The organism is Arthrobacter sp. OAP107 (assembly GCF_040546765.1).
Classification (GTDB): domain Bacteria; phylum Actinomycetota; class Actinomycetes; order Actinomycetales; family Micrococcaceae; genus Arthrobacter.
The window spans coordinates 4,316,190-4,333,619 of the sequence record NZ_JBEPOK010000001.1; the positions used below are offsets into that span (position 1 = coordinate 4,316,190).

22 protein-coding genes and 1 tRNA gene are annotated in these 17,430 nt (G+C 66.4%); 7 read left to right on the forward strand and 16 right to left on the reverse strand.

Going from position 1 to position 17,430, the window contains the following annotated elements; all coding sequences use genetic code 11:
- Nucleotides 1-8: 8 nt before the first annotated feature.
- The 4 genes from ABIE00_RS19755 to ABIE00_RS19770 all read right to left on the reverse strand — a co-directional run bounded on the left by ABIE00_RS19755 (nucleotide 9) and on the right by ABIE00_RS19770 (nucleotide 2,143).
- On the reverse strand, nucleotides 9-482 hold the full coding sequence (locus ABIE00_RS19755; RefSeq protein ID WP_354262372.1) for an SRPBCC family protein: 474 nt from the start codon (nucleotides 480-482) through the stop codon (nucleotides 9-11).
- A 130-nt stretch (nucleotides 483-612) separates the two neighbouring features.
- Nucleotides 613-852: a helix-turn-helix domain-containing protein gene (locus ABIE00_RS19760; protein ID WP_354262373.1), complete on the reverse strand. Its 240-nt coding sequence runs from the start codon at nucleotides 850-852 to the stop codon at nucleotides 613-615.
- Entirely contained in the window at nucleotides 852-1,487 is a 636-nt protein-coding gene (locus tag ABIE00_RS19765) for a hypothetical protein (RefSeq protein WP_354262374.1), read from the reverse strand. The genes ABIE00_RS19760 and ABIE00_RS19765 overlap by 1 nt, the downstream gene beginning before the upstream one ends.
- A 176-nt stretch (nucleotides 1,488-1,663) precedes the next feature.
- Nucleotides 1,664-2,143: a DUF805 domain-containing protein gene (locus ABIE00_RS19770; RefSeq protein WP_354262375.1), complete on the reverse strand. Its 480-nt coding sequence runs from the start codon at nucleotides 2,141-2,143 to the stop codon at nucleotides 1,664-1,666.
- A gap of 254 nt (nucleotides 2,144-2,397) precedes the next feature.
- On the opposite strand from ABIE00_RS19770, the gene ABIE00_RS19775 reads away from it, so the two are divergent.
- On the forward strand, nucleotides 2,398-2,790 hold the full coding sequence (locus ABIE00_RS19775; protein ID WP_354262377.1) for a nuclear transport factor 2 family protein: 393 nt from the start codon (nucleotides 2,398-2,400) through the stop codon (nucleotides 2,788-2,790).
- Nucleotides 2,791-2,857: 67 nt separating this feature from the next.
- Nucleotides 2,858-3,190: a hypothetical protein gene (locus ABIE00_RS19780; protein WP_354262378.1), complete on the forward strand. Its 333-nt coding sequence runs from the start codon at nucleotides 2,858-2,860 to the stop codon at nucleotides 3,188-3,190.
- Nucleotides 3,191-3,213: 23 nt separating this feature from the next.
- Here ABIE00_RS19780 and ABIE00_RS19785 read toward each other — a convergent pair whose 3' ends face one another.
- On the reverse strand, nucleotides 3,214-3,408 hold the full coding sequence (locus ABIE00_RS19785) for a hypothetical protein (protein WP_354262379.1): 195 nt from the start codon (nucleotides 3,406-3,408) through the stop codon (nucleotides 3,214-3,216).
- A gap of 177 nt (nucleotides 3,409-3,585) precedes the next feature.
- Complete coding sequence (locus ABIE00_RS19790; RefSeq protein WP_003801204.1) at nucleotides 3,586-3,849, reverse strand: GlsB/YeaQ/YmgE family stress response membrane protein; 264 nt, start codon at nucleotides 3,847-3,849, stop codon at nucleotides 3,586-3,588.
- Nucleotides 3,850-4,286: 437 nt separating this feature from the next.
- Here ABIE00_RS19790 and ABIE00_RS19795 point away from each other — a divergent pair, with 437 nt between their 5' ends.
- From ABIE00_RS19795 to ABIE00_RS19805, 3 genes are all read left to right on the forward strand, one after another.
- Nucleotides 4,287-4,532, forward strand: coding sequence for a hypothetical protein (locus tag ABIE00_RS19795; protein ID WP_354262380.1), 246 nt, complete (start codon nucleotides 4,287-4,289; stop codon nucleotides 4,530-4,532).
- A 91-nt stretch (nucleotides 4,533-4,623) separates the two neighbouring features.
- Nucleotides 4,624-5,709: a hypothetical protein gene (locus ABIE00_RS19800; RefSeq protein WP_354262382.1), complete on the forward strand. Its 1,086-nt coding sequence runs from the start codon at nucleotides 4,624-4,626 to the stop codon at nucleotides 5,707-5,709.
- Between the two features lie 39 nt (nucleotides 5,710-5,748).
- Nucleotides 5,749-5,928, forward strand: a complete 180-nt coding sequence (locus ABIE00_RS19805) for a hypothetical protein (RefSeq protein ID WP_354262383.1) — start codon at nucleotides 5,749-5,751, stop codon at nucleotides 5,926-5,928.
- Between the two features lie 100 nt (nucleotides 5,929-6,028).
- Here ABIE00_RS19805 and ABIE00_RS19810 read toward each other — a convergent pair whose 3' ends face one another.
- The 10 genes from ABIE00_RS19810 to ABIE00_RS19855 all read right to left on the reverse strand — a co-directional run bounded on the left by ABIE00_RS19810 (nucleotide 6,029) and on the right by ABIE00_RS19855 (nucleotide 16,678).
- Nucleotides 6,029-6,874 (reverse strand): aldo/keto reductase, encoded by an 846-nt coding sequence (locus ABIE00_RS19810; RefSeq protein ID WP_354262384.1) that lies wholly within the window; start codon nucleotides 6,872-6,874, stop codon nucleotides 6,029-6,031.
- A 113-nt stretch (nucleotides 6,875-6,987) separates the two neighbouring features.
- A complete protein-coding gene (locus ABIE00_RS19815; RefSeq protein WP_354262385.1) occupies nucleotides 6,988-7,431 on the reverse strand; it encodes a hypothetical protein in 444 nt (147 codons plus the stop codon).
- Between the two features lie 6 nt (nucleotides 7,432-7,437).
- A complete protein-coding gene (locus ABIE00_RS19820; protein ID WP_354262386.1) occupies nucleotides 7,438-8,160 on the reverse strand; it encodes a bacterial proteasome activator family protein in 723 nt (240 codons plus the stop codon).
- 38 nt (nucleotides 8,161-8,198) lie between these two features.
- Complete coding sequence (locus ABIE00_RS19825) at nucleotides 8,199-8,663, reverse strand: GNAT family N-acetyltransferase (RefSeq protein WP_354262387.1); 465 nt, start codon at nucleotides 8,661-8,663, stop codon at nucleotides 8,199-8,201.
- Between the two features lie 2 nt (nucleotides 8,664-8,665).
- Complete coding sequence (locus ABIE00_RS19830; protein ID WP_331571809.1) at nucleotides 8,666-8,887, reverse strand: YbdD/YjiX family protein; 222 nt, start codon at nucleotides 8,885-8,887, stop codon at nucleotides 8,666-8,668.
- Nucleotides 8,887-11,184 (reverse strand): carbon starvation CstA family protein, encoded by a 2,298-nt coding sequence (locus tag ABIE00_RS19835; RefSeq protein ID WP_331571811.1) that lies wholly within the window; start codon nucleotides 11,182-11,184, stop codon nucleotides 8,887-8,889. Before ABIE00_RS19835 ends, ABIE00_RS19830 begins: the two co-directional genes overlap by 1 nt.
- A 1,464-nt stretch (nucleotides 11,185-12,648) precedes the next feature.
- A complete protein-coding gene (locus ABIE00_RS19840) occupies nucleotides 12,649-14,226 on the reverse strand; it encodes an FtsX-like permease family protein (RefSeq protein ID WP_354262388.1) in 1,578 nt (525 codons plus the stop codon).
- Nucleotide 14,227: 1 nt separating this feature from the next.
- Complete coding sequence (locus ABIE00_RS19845; protein ID WP_354262389.1) at nucleotides 14,228-14,962, reverse strand: ABC transporter ATP-binding protein; 735 nt, start codon at nucleotides 14,960-14,962, stop codon at nucleotides 14,228-14,230.
- Entirely contained in the window at nucleotides 14,959-15,567 is a 609-nt protein-coding gene (locus ABIE00_RS19850) for a PadR family transcriptional regulator (RefSeq protein ID WP_354262390.1), read from the reverse strand. Before ABIE00_RS19850 ends, ABIE00_RS19845 begins: the two co-directional genes overlap by 4 nt.
- Nucleotides 15,568-15,694: 127 nt before the next feature.
- Nucleotides 15,695-16,678 (reverse strand): NAD(P)H-quinone oxidoreductase, encoded by a 984-nt coding sequence (locus ABIE00_RS19855; protein ID WP_354262391.1) that lies wholly within the window; start codon nucleotides 16,676-16,678, stop codon nucleotides 15,695-15,697.
- A gap of 113 nt (nucleotides 16,679-16,791) precedes the next feature.
- On the opposite strand from ABIE00_RS19855, the gene ABIE00_RS19860 reads away from it, so the two are divergent.
- Both ABIE00_RS19860 and ABIE00_RS19865 read left to right on the forward strand, forming a co-directional pair.
- Nucleotides 16,792-16,879 (forward strand) — tRNA-Ser (locus tag ABIE00_RS19860).
- 299 nt (nucleotides 16,880-17,178) lie between these two features.
- Entirely contained in the window at nucleotides 17,179-17,310 is a 132-nt protein-coding gene (locus ABIE00_RS19865) for a hypothetical protein (protein WP_331571821.1), read from the forward strand.
- The last annotated feature ends 120 nt before the right edge of the window (nucleotides 17,311-17,430 follow it).

Below are 17,430 nucleotides of genomic sequence, written 5' to 3' on the forward strand. Positions count from 1 at the left end.
GGGCCACTCTAGAACTGCCCGGTGGGGCCTGTGTCCTCGACTTCACCGCGCCAGCCACCGGTTTCGGTGCCGCGTGATTCGATGAAGTCCTTGAATTTGCGCATGTCGGACTTGACCTGCATTTTGTCGATCTGCAGGGCCGCGCCCGCCTTCTCAGTGACGGTTTCCGGCGCCCATTCGAAGTGGACCTTCACTTTGGTGTGGGTGGCGTCCAGGGGCGTGAACCTGATGATGCCGGCATGGGACTTGCCATCGGTGCTGCGCCAGGCAATCCGGTCATCAGGCTCCTGGTCCACGATTTCGGTATCAAATTCCCGTTTCACGCCGCCGACTTTCGTAACCCAGTGATTGGTGGTGTTGCTCAGCTGGGTTACGGATTCCACGCCGGACATGAACTGCGGAAATGATTCGAACTGCGTCCACTGGTTATAGGCCGTATGGACCGGAACTGCGACATCAACGGTCTCTTCAACAGTTTCCATCTGCTTCCTCCTGTCGTTACGGGTGGCCCGATTACGGGCCCTCGGCAGCCGCCGTCGTTCCGCACAGCAACCGCCACCTGAACGGTAGGTCCGGTGGCGTCCTGTGTCCAGACCCTGCAGGTGATTGGCTTCAGGGAATGCCAGCGGTGCCGCCTGACGTGACCAGAAGGTCCCCGACCTGGCAGCCCAGGGCGTCACAGATAGCAGTCAAAGTGGAGAATCTGATCGCTTTGGCCCTGTCGTTTTTCAGCACCGACAGGTTCACCAGGCTGATCCCGACCCGCTTGCTCAGTTCGGTCAGTGTCATCCCGCGGTCCGCCAGCAGCTCGTCGAGCCGGCAATGGATTCCTGAGGCTTCGTCCGCCGGCATCAGACCAGGCCCTCGGTGTCCTTCTGCAGCCGGCGGCCAAACTGGAAGACCCCGGCCACAAGAAGCAGGGCGATGCCCAGCACCAGCGGCGCGGCGTTGAAGTCCAAGGAGAAGAGGTAGGGCTCCCCCGGCACATGCCCATTGACTCCGATCAGTTCTGCCAGGCGGCTCCGGGCAATGGAGTCGAGGATCTGCCCCGCCGTCCCGGCCAGCGCGAGGACCACTCCCCCGGTACCAACGAGCCAGTCAGAACCAGGTGTGAAGAGAATTTGGCTCCGGAGCCGGCGGGCCAGCAGAAAGACCAGCGCCAGAACGGCAAGGATACCTAGCTCGTTTAGCGCCTCCGCCCATGCCAGCAGCGCGGCCGGGCCGGAGGGAAGCACCGGAATTGTCGCATCCAGGGCCGTGTAGTGGCCGGAAGCACCCAGCGACAATCCGGACACCGTTTGGCGCGGCGTCGCCACCGGAAGCGTCAGCGTTACCTGCCCGGCCGAGGAATCCACGATGCCAGTCACCGTGAACGCCGTCGTCGTGACCGCTGCGGCGGACGAGGCAACCATCAGAAAAAGCGCATCCGTCCTGGTCACGAACATCTTGCGCCGTGCATCCGGAATGGCGTGCTTGGTAACTTTCATCAGTCCCCCAGTTATCGAAACTCGTTAATAACGACAATCGATAACATAGGGCTATCCGTAGCCGGTGTCAATGTCCGGCAGGCTCGCCTGCTGCCCCGTACGGGGCAAAAAGGAACCCGCCGGGGCGGACGGGTGGTCCGTCGTCGGCGGGCTCCTTACGGCAGGGCCGTCTGCGTTCAGGCGTTCGGCGCGTCGAACCGCTGCCCTTCGGGCTTGGACGGAAGGATCGTCAGGACCAACAGTGCTACCGCCCCAAGGAACGGCACGATACCCAGCAGCACAAACCAGCCGCTCAGGTTCACATCGTGCAGGCGCCGGGCAGTCAAGGCGAGGGACGGCACGATGGTCGCCAGTCCCCAAACAATGGCAAGGATGAGGCCCACCGTGGCGCCCGGACCGGGAACGGGCGAACCGTCTGCGGCCACGGTTGTTCCCCCTGCACCCGTGATGACGTTGATGATGATGCCGACCACGACTGCGACGAGCAGCCACCACCAGTACTCACTCCGGCTGGCACGGCCCGAGAACGTGGCGTACTTCTTGAAGAACCTGCGGACCGCTGCGGGCAAGGGCGCCCCGTAGTAAGGGGCCCAAAGCGGCGGTTCGCCGGTTCCTCCCTGATAGGCCTGCTGCTGTGGATATTGCTGATAGCTCACTGGTTCCCCCCACGGGTTCTGAGTTATGAGACGAGCCCATCGTAGGGGCCTAAACCGGCGAATCGGCCTTTCGATGGAGAAAATTTACTGCGATTTTCACTTCGCGTCCTGATAAGTGCGGAAGTTTCGGACTCCGCGGAGCCGCTGATGCCGCGGGCCCGGGTGCGGCTAGCAACTGACCATCGACACGGTCCCGGCGCGGGCTTAACCTTTCCTCGCTGGGACCCGACAACGACGACGGTGAGGTGGCAAAAATGGGAGCCCTGGAAGATGTTGATTTGGTGCAGCGGGGTTACGACGCTTTCGGTGCAGGTGACATGGACACCCTCCGCGGGCTGTTCGCGGCGGACGCCGTCTGGCATCTCGGGGGCAGCGGCGGGCTGTCCGGTGACAAGCAGGGCCTGGACGCGATCATCGCGTACTTCGGCGAACTGTTTACCCGCTCCGACGGCACGATCAAGGTCGACCTGGATGATCTGATCGGCGGGGACAACCATACGGTTGGCTTCCAGCGCGTGCACGCGCAACGCAACGGCGCAGCCATCGACCAGCGCGCCGTTATCGTCTTCGCACTCAAGGACGGCAAAGTCAGCGAGGTTTACGAATTCCCGGAGGACACCGCCAAGGCCGCCGATTTCTGGTCCTGAGAATCGCAGCTTCCCTGGGGCCGCCTGCACCCGATCCTTTGTTGCGAGGGTCGCCTAGAGTGGGCCCATGGCAGACGCGATGAAGTCCCTCACTGAAAGCTTCAGGAACGTGGGCGTTTCAAGGGCTTACGGAGATCCGATCCGGCTGGACGGGAAAGAGATCGTTCCCGTTGCACTGGTTTCCTTCGGGTTTGGCGGCGGCACCGAAGGCGGTGATCCGGAGGGAGCCGGCTCCGGTGGCGGGGGAGGCGGATTCGTCTTCCCCCTTGGCGTATATACCCACGACGACGGCGGCCGGCTGACTTTCCGTCCGAATCCACTGTCGCTGACGGCTTGCCTGGTACCGCTGGTATCGGCCGTCGGGCTTGCGCTGCGGGGTGCACTCCGGGCGCGGCGTTAGCCGCCCTCTTCGGCCGGAAGTCGCTACGCGACGTCGTCGGCGATGTTCCGGTCGGACAGGTGGGCCAGCAGGGCCCGCTCCGGACTGCCCGGGTTTTCCTCGAGGTGGCGCAGCAGGCTGGTGCGCACGTCGGGGCCGGTGGCAACCGCAGAAAGTACATCGATGATGACGTCCATTACCTGACGGCGCATCGTCCAATCCTCTGAAGCGTACGTCACGTGCACCTCCTGCCCGGCCGCGAACCTTTCCCCGACTGCTCTTTCGATAGGCACTGTCCCCTGAGTCAGTACCGTCGCTTCCAGCATCCCCGTTTGGCTGCGGGAAAACCGGAACCAGTGGGGCCGGCCCTTGTTTGGGCCGACCCCACCAATAGATCCCTGTGTTATGGCTTCAGGTCAGACGCGGCTTCTGCGTGTGACGGCGCCGTAGATCAGCAACACAATGACAGCTCCGAGGATGGACAACAGCCAGGTCCTGAGGTCGAAGAAGTCACCCAAGCCACCACCGAAGATCAGCGAGCCGATCCAGCCGCCAAGGATGGCCCCGACGACGCCCAAGACGAGGGTGACTATCCAACCGCCGCCCTGCCTCCCGGGAAGAATGGCTTTTGCAATGGCCCCCGCAATCAGACCGAGCAGGAGAAATCCAAGAATTCCCATGACGCACTTTCCTTTCCACCAGACAGGCACCGCGGGTGTGGCACCAGCTATAGAGATGAGTTAATCAGCATGCTTAGTAGCTGGCAAGCGTCCGATGCGCGTGGCCCGAAATTTCTCTTGTCAGTCCTGTTGGGGTGGTGCTATAAAAATCGGTATCAGCCAACATCGGAAACTGAGGTCAAGGAGGGGGTCCCCGGCAGCCAATTAACGCCTCATGGACCGGGACGGGATACCGGTAAACGCAAAGCTGCTTATTGGGCGGAGAGCTTTCAGAGAACGCCACAGCGCATAGTGTGCAGGTGCAGCATCATCAGCGTGCGGATCCTATTCCCGCTAAGTGGTCCCCGGCTGCAGGAGCAGCCGGGGACCACATCACCCTAGCTGCGGAGGGGATCGCAGCATCCGGAGTTCCTTGAGCTGGTTGTGGTGGGATTTCTGTGGACCAGGCGACAATCGTCAGCTACGCCCTCGGCTACATCGCGGTGGCGATAGCCGTTTTTGTTATGTTTCTGCCGGCGCTCGCTGTTCTCGGCCTGCTTCTGCTCGGGGCCGGCGCCGTACAGGTGATTGTTCTACTCATCAACGCCACGGCCGTTGGCCTCTACAAGGCTGTCCTCGGGCTGTACCACCACCTGCTGGACAGGTGGCACGACCGCCAGCGCGGCAGGCTGGCGGCCCACTAGGGCGGAACAGCCCCAGGCCGACGCGCCCGCCAGAGCGCTGCCCGTGCGAGGGCATGCTGAAACCTGCTCGCCAGTACATATGATGGCAGTCATGGAGGAGGAACTGGCGCGTGCCGCACAGGCTTTGTACGCGCTTCCCTTCGACGAGTTCATCGCCGCCCGCACTGCTGCCGCCAAAGATGCCGCGGCATCCAACAAGCCCCTTGCGCAGGCAATCCGGACCCTGCCCAAGCCTTCCGTGGCCGCCTGGACCGTCAATATGCTGGCACACCACAGCCCCGACGCCGTTCAGCAGCTACGGGCTCTCGGTGAGACCATGCAGGAGGCTCAGGCATCACTCGACGCTTCGACCCTAAGGGAGCTTGCCAAGGAACGTCGGAAACTCCTCGGCACCGCTGTCGGTGAAGCTCGGCTGGCCGCTGAAAAGCAGGGCCGGAAGGTAAGCGGCGCAGTTGCCACCGAGGTGGAAGAGACACTGCGGGCGGCCACGGCGGACCTGGCGGCTGCCGCCGCCGTCGAAAGCGGTTTGTTGCTTCGCGGGCTGTCCGCCGACGGCGTTGACCAGGTTGATCTCAGTGACGCCGTAGCGGTTCCGTCCGCGCTCGGAAAGCTGCCACCCCGGCCGCTCCCGCCCCAGCGGCCCGCTGATGCACAGCGTCCCGCTGGCGGGGCGCCACGCCCGGCTGGCGGGGCACCGAAAGGCCACCGGCAGGAGCCATCCGCCACGACTGCCCCGGCCGGACGGCGTGACCGGAGCCAGCCGTCAAAAGCCGCGGCGCGGGCGGGCGCCGACGCCGGCCCCGACGCGGTGGATCAGGAGAAGCCGCGCCTCCGAGCCGTCCGCACCGCTCCCCGCCCGGTCACGCCGTCGCTGCTGGAGAAGGCGCAGGCAGCGCTGGCGGAAGCGGAGGAAGCGGCTGCTGATGCCGCAGACGAGGCAGCGCGCCGCGCCCGGGCCCAGGAGGAAGCCGCGGCAGACTTCGTCCGGCTCACAGCCGAAGTCAACGACGCCCGGCAGCGGCTCCGTGCCTTGGAGCTTTCACTGGATGCCGCACGCAAGGAACGCGAGACCGCAGCCGCTGAAGCGAAGCAGTACGCCCGGGCAGCGGAAAAAAGCGAGCGGTCGGCGGTGCTGGCCAAGGAACGCGTGCTGCGGCTGCGCAACACGCCGGACTGAACTGCCAAAAATGTCAGACCCCGGTTGCACGATGGAGCCATGGAAAATAATCAGGAATTCCACGTAACGTACTTCGACGCCGACTGCGGCCGGATCCGCACCGAGGTCTTCGATACTGTGGCGGCTGCAGAGCGCTTCGCCAGCCGCAGCATCACCGGCGAAGACTGCTGGGCCGTCGTCGACGCCGTAGCAGTCCAGCAGGAGCAGCTCGCCGCCTGACGCCGGCAAGGCCCCGCCCGGCCGGGGCTGCCCAAACGCGGAGAGGCCCCGCCGTCCGCGCGGGCAGGCGGAGCGGGGCCTCTCGGCGGTTACCTGACTGTCAGGCGAAGTCGGAGACGGCCGGGTCCGGGCCGATCCTGCCGGTTCCGTCCGCGGTGCGATCCAGTCCGTTGATGGCTTCAACGTCCCCGGCGTCCAGCGTGACGTTCAGGGCGTCAAAGTTCTCACGGATCCTGGACTCGGTGACGGATTTGGGGATGACGACGTTACCGATGGCGAGGTGCCAAGCGATGACCACCTGAGCTGCGGTGGCACGGTGCTTTTGTGCGATGCCCGCGATAACCGGGTCCGCCAGGAGCTCCCCGCCCTGGCCCAGCGGAGACCAGGCCTGGGTCAGGATGCCCTGGGACGCATTGAAGTTCCGCAGCTCGGACTGGCTGAAGTAGGGGTGCAGTTCCACCTGGTTGATGGCCGGAACCACGCCGGTCTCGTCGATGATCCGTTGCAGGCCCTCGACGGTGAAGTTGGAGACGCCAATGGACTTCACCCTGCCGCGCTTCTGCAGTTCGATCAGCGCCTTCCAGGTGTCCACGTACTTGTCCTGCTTGGGCTGGAGCCAGTGGATCAGGTAGAGGTCCAGGGTTTCAAGACCCAGGCGCTCCAGCGACTCCTCGAACGCGGCGAGCGTCGATTCGTAGCCCTGGTCGGCGTTCCACAGCTTGGTGGTGATAAAGATTTCCTCCGGCGACAGCCCGGAACTGGCAATCGCCCGGCCTACACCGGATTCGTTGCCGTAGATCTTGGCGGTGTCGATGTGGCGGAACCCGGCCTGAAACGCCTGAAAGACGACCTTCTCGGCTACGTCGTCTTCAACCTGCCACACCCCGTAGCCCAGCTGGGGAATGGTGTTGCCGTCATTGAATGTCAGTATTGGTGAAGAAGTCATTTGTCCATCCTGCCAACAATCAAACTTGAAGCGCACGGAATATGACGAAGCTAAGCTAGCCGCGTAACGCCGTGTCACGGGGAATATTTCGGCGCAAAGAAAACCCCGGCCGGTCAGGACTCCGAAAGGAGCCGCTCGGCGTCGGCCACTTGCTCAAACACAGTTTCCGCCCGGCGCCAGACGGATGCCGCGCCAACGGGCACCGGCCCCACGGCGAGACGGAGCATCGCGGCCGCCTCGGCGGTGGCGGCCAGCGAGTTGCCCGCCTTGGACAGCGAGCGGTGAACACCTGACAGGGCGTGCGGAATATCCAGGCCGTCGCTGGGCGACCGCCGCTGCGCCTCAACGCAGATCTCCCGGACACGGCCGGAGAGGCCCGCCAGCTGGTTGGCTATGTCGACCAGCTCTGCGTAGAGCTGGTCGTCCTCCACACCCTCGAGCACCTGGTGGTACCGGTCCAGGCCGCGGTGGAACCGGTCGTGGGCGCGGCGCCATAAGCCCTTGCCAAGTTCGGCGTCGTCTTTCCGCCCTTGGCGGGCGGCCGTGAAAAATCCCAAAGAGGCCTACAAGTACTGGCCGGGGCCGTGGTCGGAGTCTTCCTTTCGGCCCGGGTGCAGCGGGTCGGCGCCGGGCTGGGGTGCCTTGGCACGCTGCGGCTCGCCGTTTTCGCCAATGACGACGCCGGGGGCGATGACGGTCCCTGGCGGAAGCTGCCGGAGCTGCATCTGGGCCATCGTGTGTTCCCGGGCTGCGTGCTGGGCGGCGATCGCCGTCTGGATGCCATGGAACAGGCCTTCCAGCCAGCCCACCAGCTGGGCCTGGGCGATCCGCAGTTCGGCGTCCGAGGGCGTGCCGTCCTCCGGGAAGGGCAGGCTGATCCGTTCCAGCTCCTGCACCAGTTCCGGTGCCAGGCCGTCCTCAAGCTCCTTGATGGAACGCTCGTGGATCTCCGCAAGGCGGCCCCGGGCGGCGTCGTCCAGGGGCGCCGACTTCACCTCTTCAAGCAGTTGCCGGATCATGGTGCCGATCCGCATCACCTTGGCAGGTTCATCCACGAGGTCCTGCAGGCTGGCATGTTTGGGCTTGCCGGCGTCGGCAGGGCCGTCGGAAGCCCCCGCATCCAGTGTGGTGCCCTCCACAGGCTCCTCGTCCTCCTGCGGCACGGAAGAGGGCACGGAAGGCTCCGCGGCCTGCTGAGCTGCGGGCTGAACGCCCGGCTCGCCGGGCTGGACGGCGGCCTGCGGACCGGCCGCCTGGGTGGGTGGAGTGTCTTCGGGATCGCTCATGCGTTCATACTCTCACGGGCCCGGAATGCGGAGTCCAGTCAATGAAGCTCCTTGACCAGGATTTCGCCTTCGTCCGTAGCGAAACCGCATTTGCGGTAGAAGCCGACGGCGTACGTGTTGGCCGGAACCCACACTTCCGCCACCCCGTTGCCCCTCATCCAGGCCTCCATCTCCGCAATGAGTGCCCGCCCTATACCCCTTCGGCGCCACGCGGCGTGGGTTCCCATCTCCATCAGCAGCACCTCCGCCCAGGGGCCGGGCGTCCGGCGCCGCTGGATGCAGCCGTGCAGGAAACCCACGGTCTGTCCCCCGGCCTCTGCCAGCCAGAAGAGAACAGACGGGTCGGCGAGGAAGTCCCGGGCGCCGTCGGGGTCCAAATCCCCCGACGGCGCGGTCCCCGGGTCCTCGTCAAACAGGTTGTCCGTGGCCGCCAGCGAGACAAGTGCGGCGGCCTCTGCCGGCCGGATCCTGCGCACGACGAATCCGGCCGGCAGAACAGCCATGGTCAGCAGCACCTTCCCTGCGGGTTGGTATCCTGGCGGTCCGTCCGGTCCCGCCAGAACGCACGCTCGTCCATGGGCGGCGTGCCGTGGCCGGCCGCCGCATGGTGCTCCAGGTATTTCCGGTAGGCGTCAGCCCCCATGACCCCCTGCAGGTACCGCGAGAAGCCGCGGAAGGCCTGGGCCACCGGATGCAGCATGCCGCCCGATCCCGCGTTGGCACTCATCAGTGATGTCCTGCCCGCTCGATGCGCAGGTCAGCGGGCAGCTTGTTCCACTCCGCCATGAGCTCGCGCTCGGCGGCGGTAGGGATCAGCCCGGCGGGCGCATAGACCCGCGAGGGACGTGGCCGGTCCTCGTTGTTGGCGTTGGGGATCCCCGCCGTCGTGTTCCGGAAGGCCTTCACGGTAGCCACCACGGCTGTGACGATGACAATGATGCTCAGGACCACGAAGATTACGGACAGCCAGCCCTGGATCATGGTGTTGCGGACCACCGCCTCCATGGCCGCCGTGGTCTTGGCCGTGCCGAAGGAGGTCTTCCCGTCGGCCAGCGCCTTGCTGAAGGCGGCGTTGTTCGCGAAGTACCCCACCGCCGGGACCGAGGAGAAGATCTTGTGGATGCTCGCCGTGATGGTAACGACGGCGGTGAAGGCCAGTGGCACGGCGACGATCCACAGGTATCTGAAGGAGCCGCGCTTGGCCGCGATGGCCATGCACACCGCCAGGGCGATCGCGGCCAGCAGCTGGTTGGCGATGCCGAAGAGCGGGAACAGCGTGTTGATGCCGCCCAGCGGGTCGGTGACGCCCATCAGGAGCACCGCGCCCCAGGCACCCACCATGATGGCCGTGCAAAGCCACGCGCCGGGACGCCAGGATGCCTCCTTGAACTTCGGGGCAAAGTTCCCGATCGAATCCTGCAGCATGAACCGCGCAACGCGCGTTCCGGCGTCGACCGCGGTGAGGATGAACAGCGCCTCGAACATGATGGCGAAGTGGTACCAGAAGGCCATCATGCCGGTGCCGCCAATGAACTGCTGCATGATGTGGGCCAGGCCCACGGCGAGCGTTGGCGCGCCGCCGGAGCGCGAGACGATGCTCTCCTCACCCACGTTCGAGGCGGTCTCCGCCAGGACGTCGGGGGTGATGTTGACGCCGGCCAGGCCCAGTCCGTTGACCCACTGCGTAGCCGTCTCCACGGTTCCGCCGGTCAGGGCCGCAGGGGCGTTCATGGCGAAGTAAATGCCGCGGTCGATCGAAATCGCGGCGACGAGCGCCATGATGGCCACGAAGGATTCCATCAGCATGCCGCCGTAGCCGATGAAGCGGGTCTGCCGCTCCTTCTCGATGAGCTTCGGCGTGGTGCCGGAAGAGATCAGGGCGTGGAAGCCGGACAACGCACCGCAGGCGATGGTGACGAACAGGAAGGGGAACAGGGCGCCGGAGAAGACCGGACCGTTCTCGCGGCCGGCGAACTCGCTGAACGCCGGAACGGTGATTTCGGGGCGCACCACGATGATGGCCACGGCCAGCATCGCGATGACGCCGATCTTCATGAACGTGGAGAGGTAGTCACGCGGTGCGAGCAGGAGCCACACGGGCAGGATGGCCGCGATGAAGCCGTAGACGATCAGGCCCCACGCGATGGTGACCTTGTCCAGGTGGAAGAACGCCGCACCCCATTCGGTGCCGGCCACGGCACCGCCGCCGATGATCGCCGCCATCAGCAGAACGAAGCCGATGATGGACACCTCCATGACCTTGCCCGGACGCAGGTACCGCAGGTACACGCCCATGAACAGCGCGATCGGGATGGTCATGCCCACGGAGAAGACGCCCCACGGGCTCTCGCCCAGGGCATTGACGACGACGAGCGCCAGGATCGCGACGATGATCACCATGATCAGCAGGGTTGCCACCAGGGCGGCGGTGCCGCCGATGACGCCGAGTTCCTCCCGCGCCATCTGGCCGAGGGAACGGCCGCCGCGGCGCATGGAGAAGAACATGACCAGGTAGTCCTGGACGGCACCGGCAAGGACGACGCCGATGATGATCCAGATGGTGCCGGGGAGGTACCCCATCTGGGCAGCGATGACGGGTCCCACGAGCGGGCCGGCACCGGCGATGGCGGCGAAGTGGTGGCCGAAGAGGACATTGCGGTCGGTGCGGACGTAGTCCTTGCCGTCAGCCTTGTACTCTGCCGGTGTGGCGCGGCGGTCGTCCGGCTTGAGCAGATAGCGCTCGATGACCTTCGAGTAGAAGCGGTAGCCGATGAGGTAGGTGCACACCGAGGCAAACACGAACCAGATGGCGTTGACGGTTTCGCCCCTGACGATGGCCAGCATGAACCAGGCCACACCGCCCAGGAGTGCGATGGCTACCCAGAGGGCGATCTTCGCAGGGGTCCATCTGCGCTCCTCGGCGTCGCGGACCGCGTCATCAACCGACGCCGGCGGCAGCGCTTCGTCGGCGGGATCCAGTTCCCCGTCCGCCGTTCGGGTCCCGTCCTCAGGCATGGTGCCCATGTCTCCTCCTTGAGATTCCCAGCTGGCACGGAGTGTGCCACGGGCACCCTACCAACCGGCAGGGCCTCACCCTTGGCTTTTGAGCGGTGGTGCCGGAGGAATCGACGAGCGGTCCCGATGCCGCGGTAAGCGGCGGGCTGCCGGGCCGATACCGGCGGTCAGGTGCCGGGACTTCGCCGGGACACCGGCAGGCGGGCACGCGCGAAGATCCAGGCCAGGCCACTGCCGGTCAGCGGCACGGCAACGAGCAGGGCCAGCAGCGGCATCCACGGGACGACCGGCTCTGCAAACATCCGGGTGGCCCCGATAAGCAGGACTGCAGGCACCACCCCGGCGGCCACTCCCAGCGAGGTCCCAAGCGACGCGGTCATCAGCGACTGTGCTCCGGCCAGCGCCTTCCGCAGCCGCGGCGGCGCGCCGACCCCGGCCAGCGTCATGTGGTCCGCCCTGGCATCGGCGAGCGCCAGGCCCGTGGTGATGCCGGCCGCGCTGAGCGTGATGAGTGCGCTGGTGCCAACGATCAGCCACAGCAGTTCGGACCCGGTGCGGTCCGCTCCCGGCTCAACGTAGAAGCCCATCGCCTGGATCCGGTAGACCTGCGCCAGTGCCGCGGACGCCCTGTCCTGTTCAGCGGCTTCCGGGTAGGCGGACAGCTGGGCGAGCAGCACGGAGTTGCCGACGTGGATGCCCAGCCTGGACGCGGTTTCAGGAGGAATGACACCGTAGAACGGGACCGGCACGTCCGGCGCCTCCACGATTGCCGGCAGCTCTTTGTTGTTCAGGGGCTTGTAGGCAACTGCGGAACCAGGGCCGGGAACGGGCTGGCGCACGTCATAGGACTGCAGCGTGGTCCTCCCGTCCTTTTCGAAGACCGGGTTGCTGACCACCATTCCCCCGCTGTTCAGTGCATCCACCGCGGCAGGGCTGGGTTCCCGGCCCAGCAGAGCCCGGAGCTCGTCCACTCCGCCAACCACCAACGGCGGAAGCTGGCCGGCGGAACCGGCGGCAGACATGGATCCGTTGCACCGCCAGTCCTGCCCGTCCAGGACGCGGCCCTGCGGGGTGGCAGGGCATTCGTTGGCTGCCGGCACGGCAAGCTTGTATTGCCGGCAGTCCGCTCCGGCGTTGCTGGCGGGACTGGACCCACCGGTGGACGCCTGCATGTCACACTTGCTCAGCACCGGGCCTTTCAGGACCTGCGTCCACTGCACGGTGCTGAGCTCCCGCCGCAGCGCCGCGTCTACGGCGGCCGGGTCAATATCGGGTGCGGGCGCCGTCCCCGGTGATTGGACCGGCGCGGTTTCCAGCGGCAGGGAGACCTGGTTTTCCTGCGCAGCCCACATGTGCGTACGCTTGGCCTCCGCCATCTGGCTGGCCGAGAGGACCATCGCGGCACTGGCCAGCGTAGCCGCGGCGAGGACCGCCGCCACGGCGGGCACGGTGCGGCTCCTGTTCCTGGCAGAGTCACGGGCGGCCATCCGCAGCGGCAGCGGCAGCCAGGCGGTGCGTGCGGTCAGGATTTTCACGAACGTCCCGGTGAGCAGCACCAGGGCCGCCACCGCCAGGACCGCGCCGGCGGTGAGCAACGCCGCCACCAGCGGGGGTCCGGGCCGCGATGGCGTCCAGGTCACCTGTCATCCCCAGCGTTCGCCCGGCCGCGAGGCAGGTGACGGCCGCAACCAGCAGCAGGGCTCCCACCCGCGCCGGCCAGGGACCGGAAACAGCCGGTGCGCGGCCCGTCTTCAAGGCCCCAAGCACCGCCTGCCGCGCAACCTGCCGTGCCGGAACCACCGCGGCCAGGAAACATGCCAGCAGGCCCATGGCCATGGCTGCAACGGTGGGCAGCATGTCCAGGTGGAAGCCGGGAAAGCGGACGGAACCCAGGTGCCTGGCTACCGCCACCACTGCGGCGGCACCGCCGGCACCCAGCACGGCGCCGGCGGCCACCGCGATGGCCCCAAGCCACAGCCCGGCGGCGGTCACCACCGCCCGGACTGTGGGTGCTTCGGCGCCGCTGGCGGCCAGCAGCGCGAGCTCGCGGACCTGCCGCTTGGCGCCCACGGCAAAGGCTGCCCCGGCCAGGAGCCCCACTTCGAGCAGGGCAAGTGTCCCGATCAGCACGCCGGCGACGTAGCCGGCGCCGGGCATGGCTTCGGAGCCGGTGGCTGCGCCCGACGGGACCGGCGGGTCGAGTGCCACGGCGCGGGACAGCACCGCGATGCCGTCCCTGTTCAGGTCACGGATCTGGTCCCATTGGACGGGTTTTGGCCCCACGAGGTAGTACATCGTTTCGCCGAGCGGATTCCCCGGAGCGGCCGGGCTGCCCATCGCGGCCTGTCCGGGCCTGAGGAACAGGATGGGGTTGCCGTCCGAGTAGGTGGCATCCCGGAGGGTGCCGACGACGGCGAAGGTACCGTCCGCCGTCGTAAGCCTGTCCCCGAGACGGATCCCGAACCGTTCCAGCGCCCCTGGTGAGACGAGGATTTCGTCGTCAGCGGCGGCGGGCCTGCCGTCCAAAAGCGTGTATTTGCCGGTGAAGGCGGGGTTCAGGGCGTCGACGGCCTTGGCCATCACCGGGACATCGGACGCCCCGCCCTGGGACGCACTGGTCTGGGACGCACCGGTCCGGGACGCACCGGCACGGACGGTAAGCGTCAGCTGGGTTTCGGTGAGAACTTCGTAGCCGGCGGGAATGGCATCCCGCGGATTCCGCGGCGTGAAGTCCGGATCGGCGGTGAAGTTCCGCGTCATGGTTGCCGTCTCAAGCACGGGATCCTGCACCGTCTCGGCGTTGGAGGCGTGCATGTTGCGGAACCGCGCCTGCGTGCTGCCCAGCTGGTACTGCACCCGTTCCGCCGGGGTTTCCTGCATGCTTTGCGCCAGTGCCGCGGCGCCGGTCATTCCGGCGACGGGCAGCAGGATCAGGACGATGATCAGCAGGGAGCGGCCGCGGTGCCGGCTGATGTCCCGGCGCGCCATCCGGAGGGCAAGGCGGAAACTGTGCCGGCGGCCGTGCGTCGCGGGCCCAACATCAAGGGCCATTTCAGCCGGCCGGTGCCAGGAGAACTGCGGGATCGTGCATGGCCGCTGCCTCGTCCACGATCCGGCCGTCGCGGATAAACACCACGCGGTCTGCCCAGGCGGCATGGCGGGCCTCGTGCGTGACCAGCATGACGGCGGCGCCGGCGTCGGCCCGGGAGCGGAGCACCTCCATTACTCCGTGACCCGTGGTGGAATCCAGGGCGCCGGTGGGTTCGTCGGCGAGGATCAGCCGGCGGCTTCCCACGATGGCACGCGCGATGGCCACACGCTGCTGCTGCCCGCCGGACATCTCATCCATGAACCGGTGCCCCAGCTCGGGAATCCCCACCTGCCGCAGGGCGTCGAGTGCCTGGCGGTGCGCTTTCCGCGCCGGCACGCCGTCGAGCTCGAGCGGCAGGGCCACATTCTCCGCGGCCGACAGGATCGGTACCAGGTTGAAGTCCTGGAAGACGTAGCCCACGGCACGGCGGCGGAGCCGTGCCAGCGCGTTCAGTCCCAGCCCCGCCAGGGGCGTTGACTCCACAAAAACACCGCCCGACGTCGGCCGGTCCAGTCCGCCGGCCAGCGCCAGCAGGGATGATTTTCCGGATCCGGATGGCCCCATCACCGCGACGAATTCCCCGGCGTTGACGGTGAGGTCCACATCCCGCAGGGCAGCGACCGCCGTCGCCCCCTGCCCGAACGTCCTGCTGACCTTGGCGAGTTCGAGAACCTGCTGCGGCCCCTGCACGCTCACCGGCGGTTCTCCGCTGTGAGCGGGGCAGCCTCATCCGAAGTGACCCCGTTTTTGCGTGCCTGGCTGCGGGGCCCGGAGGCCTGCGTAAGCTGCACCATCCTGGCCTCGCACAAGTCCAGCCAGCGGATCTCAGCCTCTGTCTGGAAGATCAGCGAGTCCAGCACCAGCAGCCAGGCCGTGTCCGCGGCCCGCTGGTTGGCGGCGGTATCACGACGGGACTTGGTGTAGTCCTGCAGTGCGCGCATGGACGCGGCGCGCTGGGCCTGAATGATGGCTGCCACGTCCACTCCGGGCAGAGTGACCGCGAGCGCCAGCTTGATGGCGAGCTCGTTCCGCGGCGGATTGCTGCGTTCCACCGGCGTCGCAAACCACCCCTGGACCTCGGCCCTGCCGGCTTCGGTGATGCTGTACACGACATGGCCCTCGCCGTCGCCGCCGTCGTTGCTGACCAGGCCGTCGCGTTCCAGCCGGTCGAGCGTGGTGTAGACCTGCCCGATGTTCAGCGGCCAGGTGGAACCGGTGCGGTCTTCGAATTCGACCCTGAGCTGGTAGCCGTAACGCGGCTGGTCCTGCAGGAGGGCGAGGAGGCTGTGGCGGATAGACATCTGGCTCCTAGGCTGGAAGTCGGCGGCATGCACACGCCCCCAAGACGTGTGCATACCGCGTATATCCAGAGCCTAGCCTGTCTTCTGCGGCAGGGCAATACTGAGTATCTACCGCCTGTCTTCGGCGTCACATCACCAGCAGGACCTTGCCCACATGCTCGCCGGAGTCGAAGTACTTGTGGGCAGCCCGGACCTGGTCCAGCGGGAAGGTTTTGGCCACCAGCGGGTGGATCCGCCCGTCAGCGACGAGGGGCCACACAGAGTCCCGCACCGCTGTCATGATGACCCCCTTCTCCGCAGCCGGGCGGGGCCGGAGCGCCGTGGCCACGACGGCCGCACGCTTGCTCAGCAGCTGGCCGAGGTCCAGTTCCCCCTTGGCGCCTCCCTGCAGCCCGATGACGACGAGCCGGCCGTAGTCCGCCAAGGCGTCGACGTTCTTCTGCAGGTACTTGGCACCCACGACGTCCAGGATCACGTCGGCACCCTTCCCCCCGTTTTGGGCGCGGAGGCTCTCGGCGAAGTCCTTCTCCGCATAATTGATGGCAATGTCGGCGCCCAGGAACGCCTTGGCGGTGCTGACTTTTTCGTCGGTCCCCGCGGTTGCGGCCACGGTGGCACCCAGGGCCTTGGCCAACTGGATGGCCATGGTGCCGATGCCTCCCGTGGCGCCGTGGATCAGGACCGTCTCCCCCGGCTGCAGCTGCGCGGTCATGACCAGGTTTGAGTAGACGGTGGCCGCCACCTCAGGCAGGGCCGCAGCGGTAACCAGGTCGACGCCGTCGGGAATCCTCAGCACCTGCTCCGAGGGCACCGCGACTTGTTGCGCATAGCCGCCGCCGGACAGCAGCGCCACCACCTTGTCCCCGATGGAAAACGGCTTGGTGACACCGGGTCCGAAGCCCGCAATCCGGCCAGAGACCTCCAGCCCTGGAATCTCCGAGGCACCCGGCGGGGGCGGGTAGTAGCCCCTCCGCTGCTGGACGTCGGCGCGGTTCAGGCCCGCAGCCACCACATCGATGAGGACCTCACCCTGGCCCGGCTCGGGAGCCGGCACCTCACGGATTTCCAGCACTTCCGGCCCGCCGGGCTCCGAGATAAAGACGGCTTTCATGGCGAACTCCCGATTTCTAGCTGATTCCTGCCCCAAAAATACTGTGCACCGGCGACAACTGCCACGCGGTGGTTTTTGTTGCAGCCAACTGCCTATGAAACACTACTAGTTAGGGAAGGTTGTCCGAGCGGCCGAAGGAGCTGGTCTTGAAAACCAGTGTGCGGTAACCCCGTACCAAGAGTTCGAATCTCTTACCTTCCGCGCAGGGCCCGTGCCGTGCGAAAGCACCGCAATGACGGCCAATTTGGCGGCCGGTTGGGCCAATCGGAAGATTGGTTCGGCCGGCCTTTTGCGTGGCCAAGTAATGTCCGGCTCCTACGGGCAAGTAGGGGCGTGGACTCCACGCCCAAAATCAGGTAGTCCGAGTACCTGCCCTGCAGAATTCGAGTACGCGCCACTCATGCGCGCCGTTGCCGGGAGGCGTTCACTTGAATCAGCGCTTTCCTGCCACCGCGGGATGGAGCTTTCCGCATCCACCGTTCCATGTGGGGGTCGAGGTCATGAGCAAGGCCGACAAGCAGGGCCTGCGGTACTCGGACTACTACTGGTGCATGTCGCTGAAGGACTTCATCGAGTGGATCGAGGCCGACGACGACCAGGAACCGGCGACGTCGTACTCAGACCAGCGCTGAGCCCCGCCCCGGCCTGACTGCGGCCGCCATTGAAACTGTCACACCCCCGGCATAGTGTCGGTTCTGTCCGTAGCACCTCCATGACCTGCGGGGATATCCCGCAAACCACACCAGGAGCAC

Excerpts from the sequence above, each read along its gene's own strand:
- ABIE00_RS19800 (WP_354262382.1), top strand. The coding sequence starts at position 4,624 with ATGGAGGAGGAACTGGCGCGTGCCGCACAGGCTTTGTACGCGCTTCCC.
- ABIE00_RS19865 (WP_331571821.1), top strand. The coding sequence starts at position 17,179 with ATGAGCAAGGCCGACAAGCAGGGCCTGCGGTACTCGGACTACTACTGG.
- ABIE00_RS19755 (WP_354262372.1), bottom strand. The coding sequence starts at position 482 with ATGGAAACTGTTGAAGAGACCGTTGATGTCGCAGTTCCGGTCCATACG.
- ABIE00_RS19810 (WP_354262384.1), bottom strand. The coding sequence starts at position 6,874 with ATGACTTCTTCACCAATACTGACATTCAATGACGGCAACACCATTCCC.
- ABIE00_RS19805 (WP_354262383.1), top strand. The coding sequence starts at position 5,749 with ATGGAAAATAATCAGGAATTCCACGTAACGTACTTCGACGCCGACTGC.
- ABIE00_RS19835 (WP_331571811.1), bottom strand. The coding sequence starts at position 11,184 with ATGGGCACCATGCCTGAGGACGGGACCCGAACGGCGGACGGGGAACTG.
- ABIE00_RS19760 (WP_354262373.1), bottom strand. The coding sequence starts at position 852 with ATGCCGGCGGACGAAGCCTCAGGAATCCATTGCCGGCTCGACGAGCTG.
- ABIE00_RS19825 (WP_354262387.1), bottom strand. The coding sequence starts at position 8,663 with ATGGCTGTTCTGCCGGCCGGATTCGTCGTGCGCAGGATCCGGCCGGCA.
- ABIE00_RS19840 (WP_354262388.1), bottom strand. The coding sequence starts at position 14,226 with ATGGCCCTTGATGTTGGGCCCGCGACGCACGGCCGCCGGCACAGTTTC.
- ABIE00_RS19790 (WP_003801204.1), bottom strand. The coding sequence starts at position 3,849 with ATGGGAATTCTTGGATTTCTCCTGCTCGGTCTGATTGCGGGGGCCATT.
- ABIE00_RS19850 (WP_354262390.1), bottom strand. The coding sequence starts at position 15,567 with ATGTCTATCCGCCACAGCCTCCTCGCCCTCCTGCAGGACCAGCCGCGT.
- ABIE00_RS19780 (WP_354262378.1), top strand. The coding sequence starts at position 2,858 with ATGGCAGACGCGATGAAGTCCCTCACTGAAAGCTTCAGGAACGTGGGC.
- ABIE00_RS19855 (WP_354262391.1), bottom strand. The coding sequence starts at position 16,678 with ATGAAAGCCGTCTTTATCTCGGAGCCCGGCGGGCCGGAAGTGCTGGAA.
- ABIE00_RS19765 (WP_354262374.1), bottom strand. The coding sequence starts at position 1,487 with ATGAAAGTTACCAAGCACGCCATTCCGGATGCACGGCGCAAGATGTTC.
- ABIE00_RS19820 (WP_354262386.1), bottom strand. The coding sequence starts at position 8,160 with ATGAGCGATCCCGAAGACACTCCACCCACCCAGGCGGCCGGTCCGCAG.
- ABIE00_RS19830 (WP_331571809.1), bottom strand. The coding sequence starts at position 8,887 with ATGAGTGCCAACGCGGGATCGGGCGGCATGCTGCATCCGGTGGCCCAG.
- ABIE00_RS19775 (WP_354262377.1), top strand. The coding sequence starts at position 2,398 with ATGGGAGCCCTGGAAGATGTTGATTTGGTGCAGCGGGGTTACGACGCT.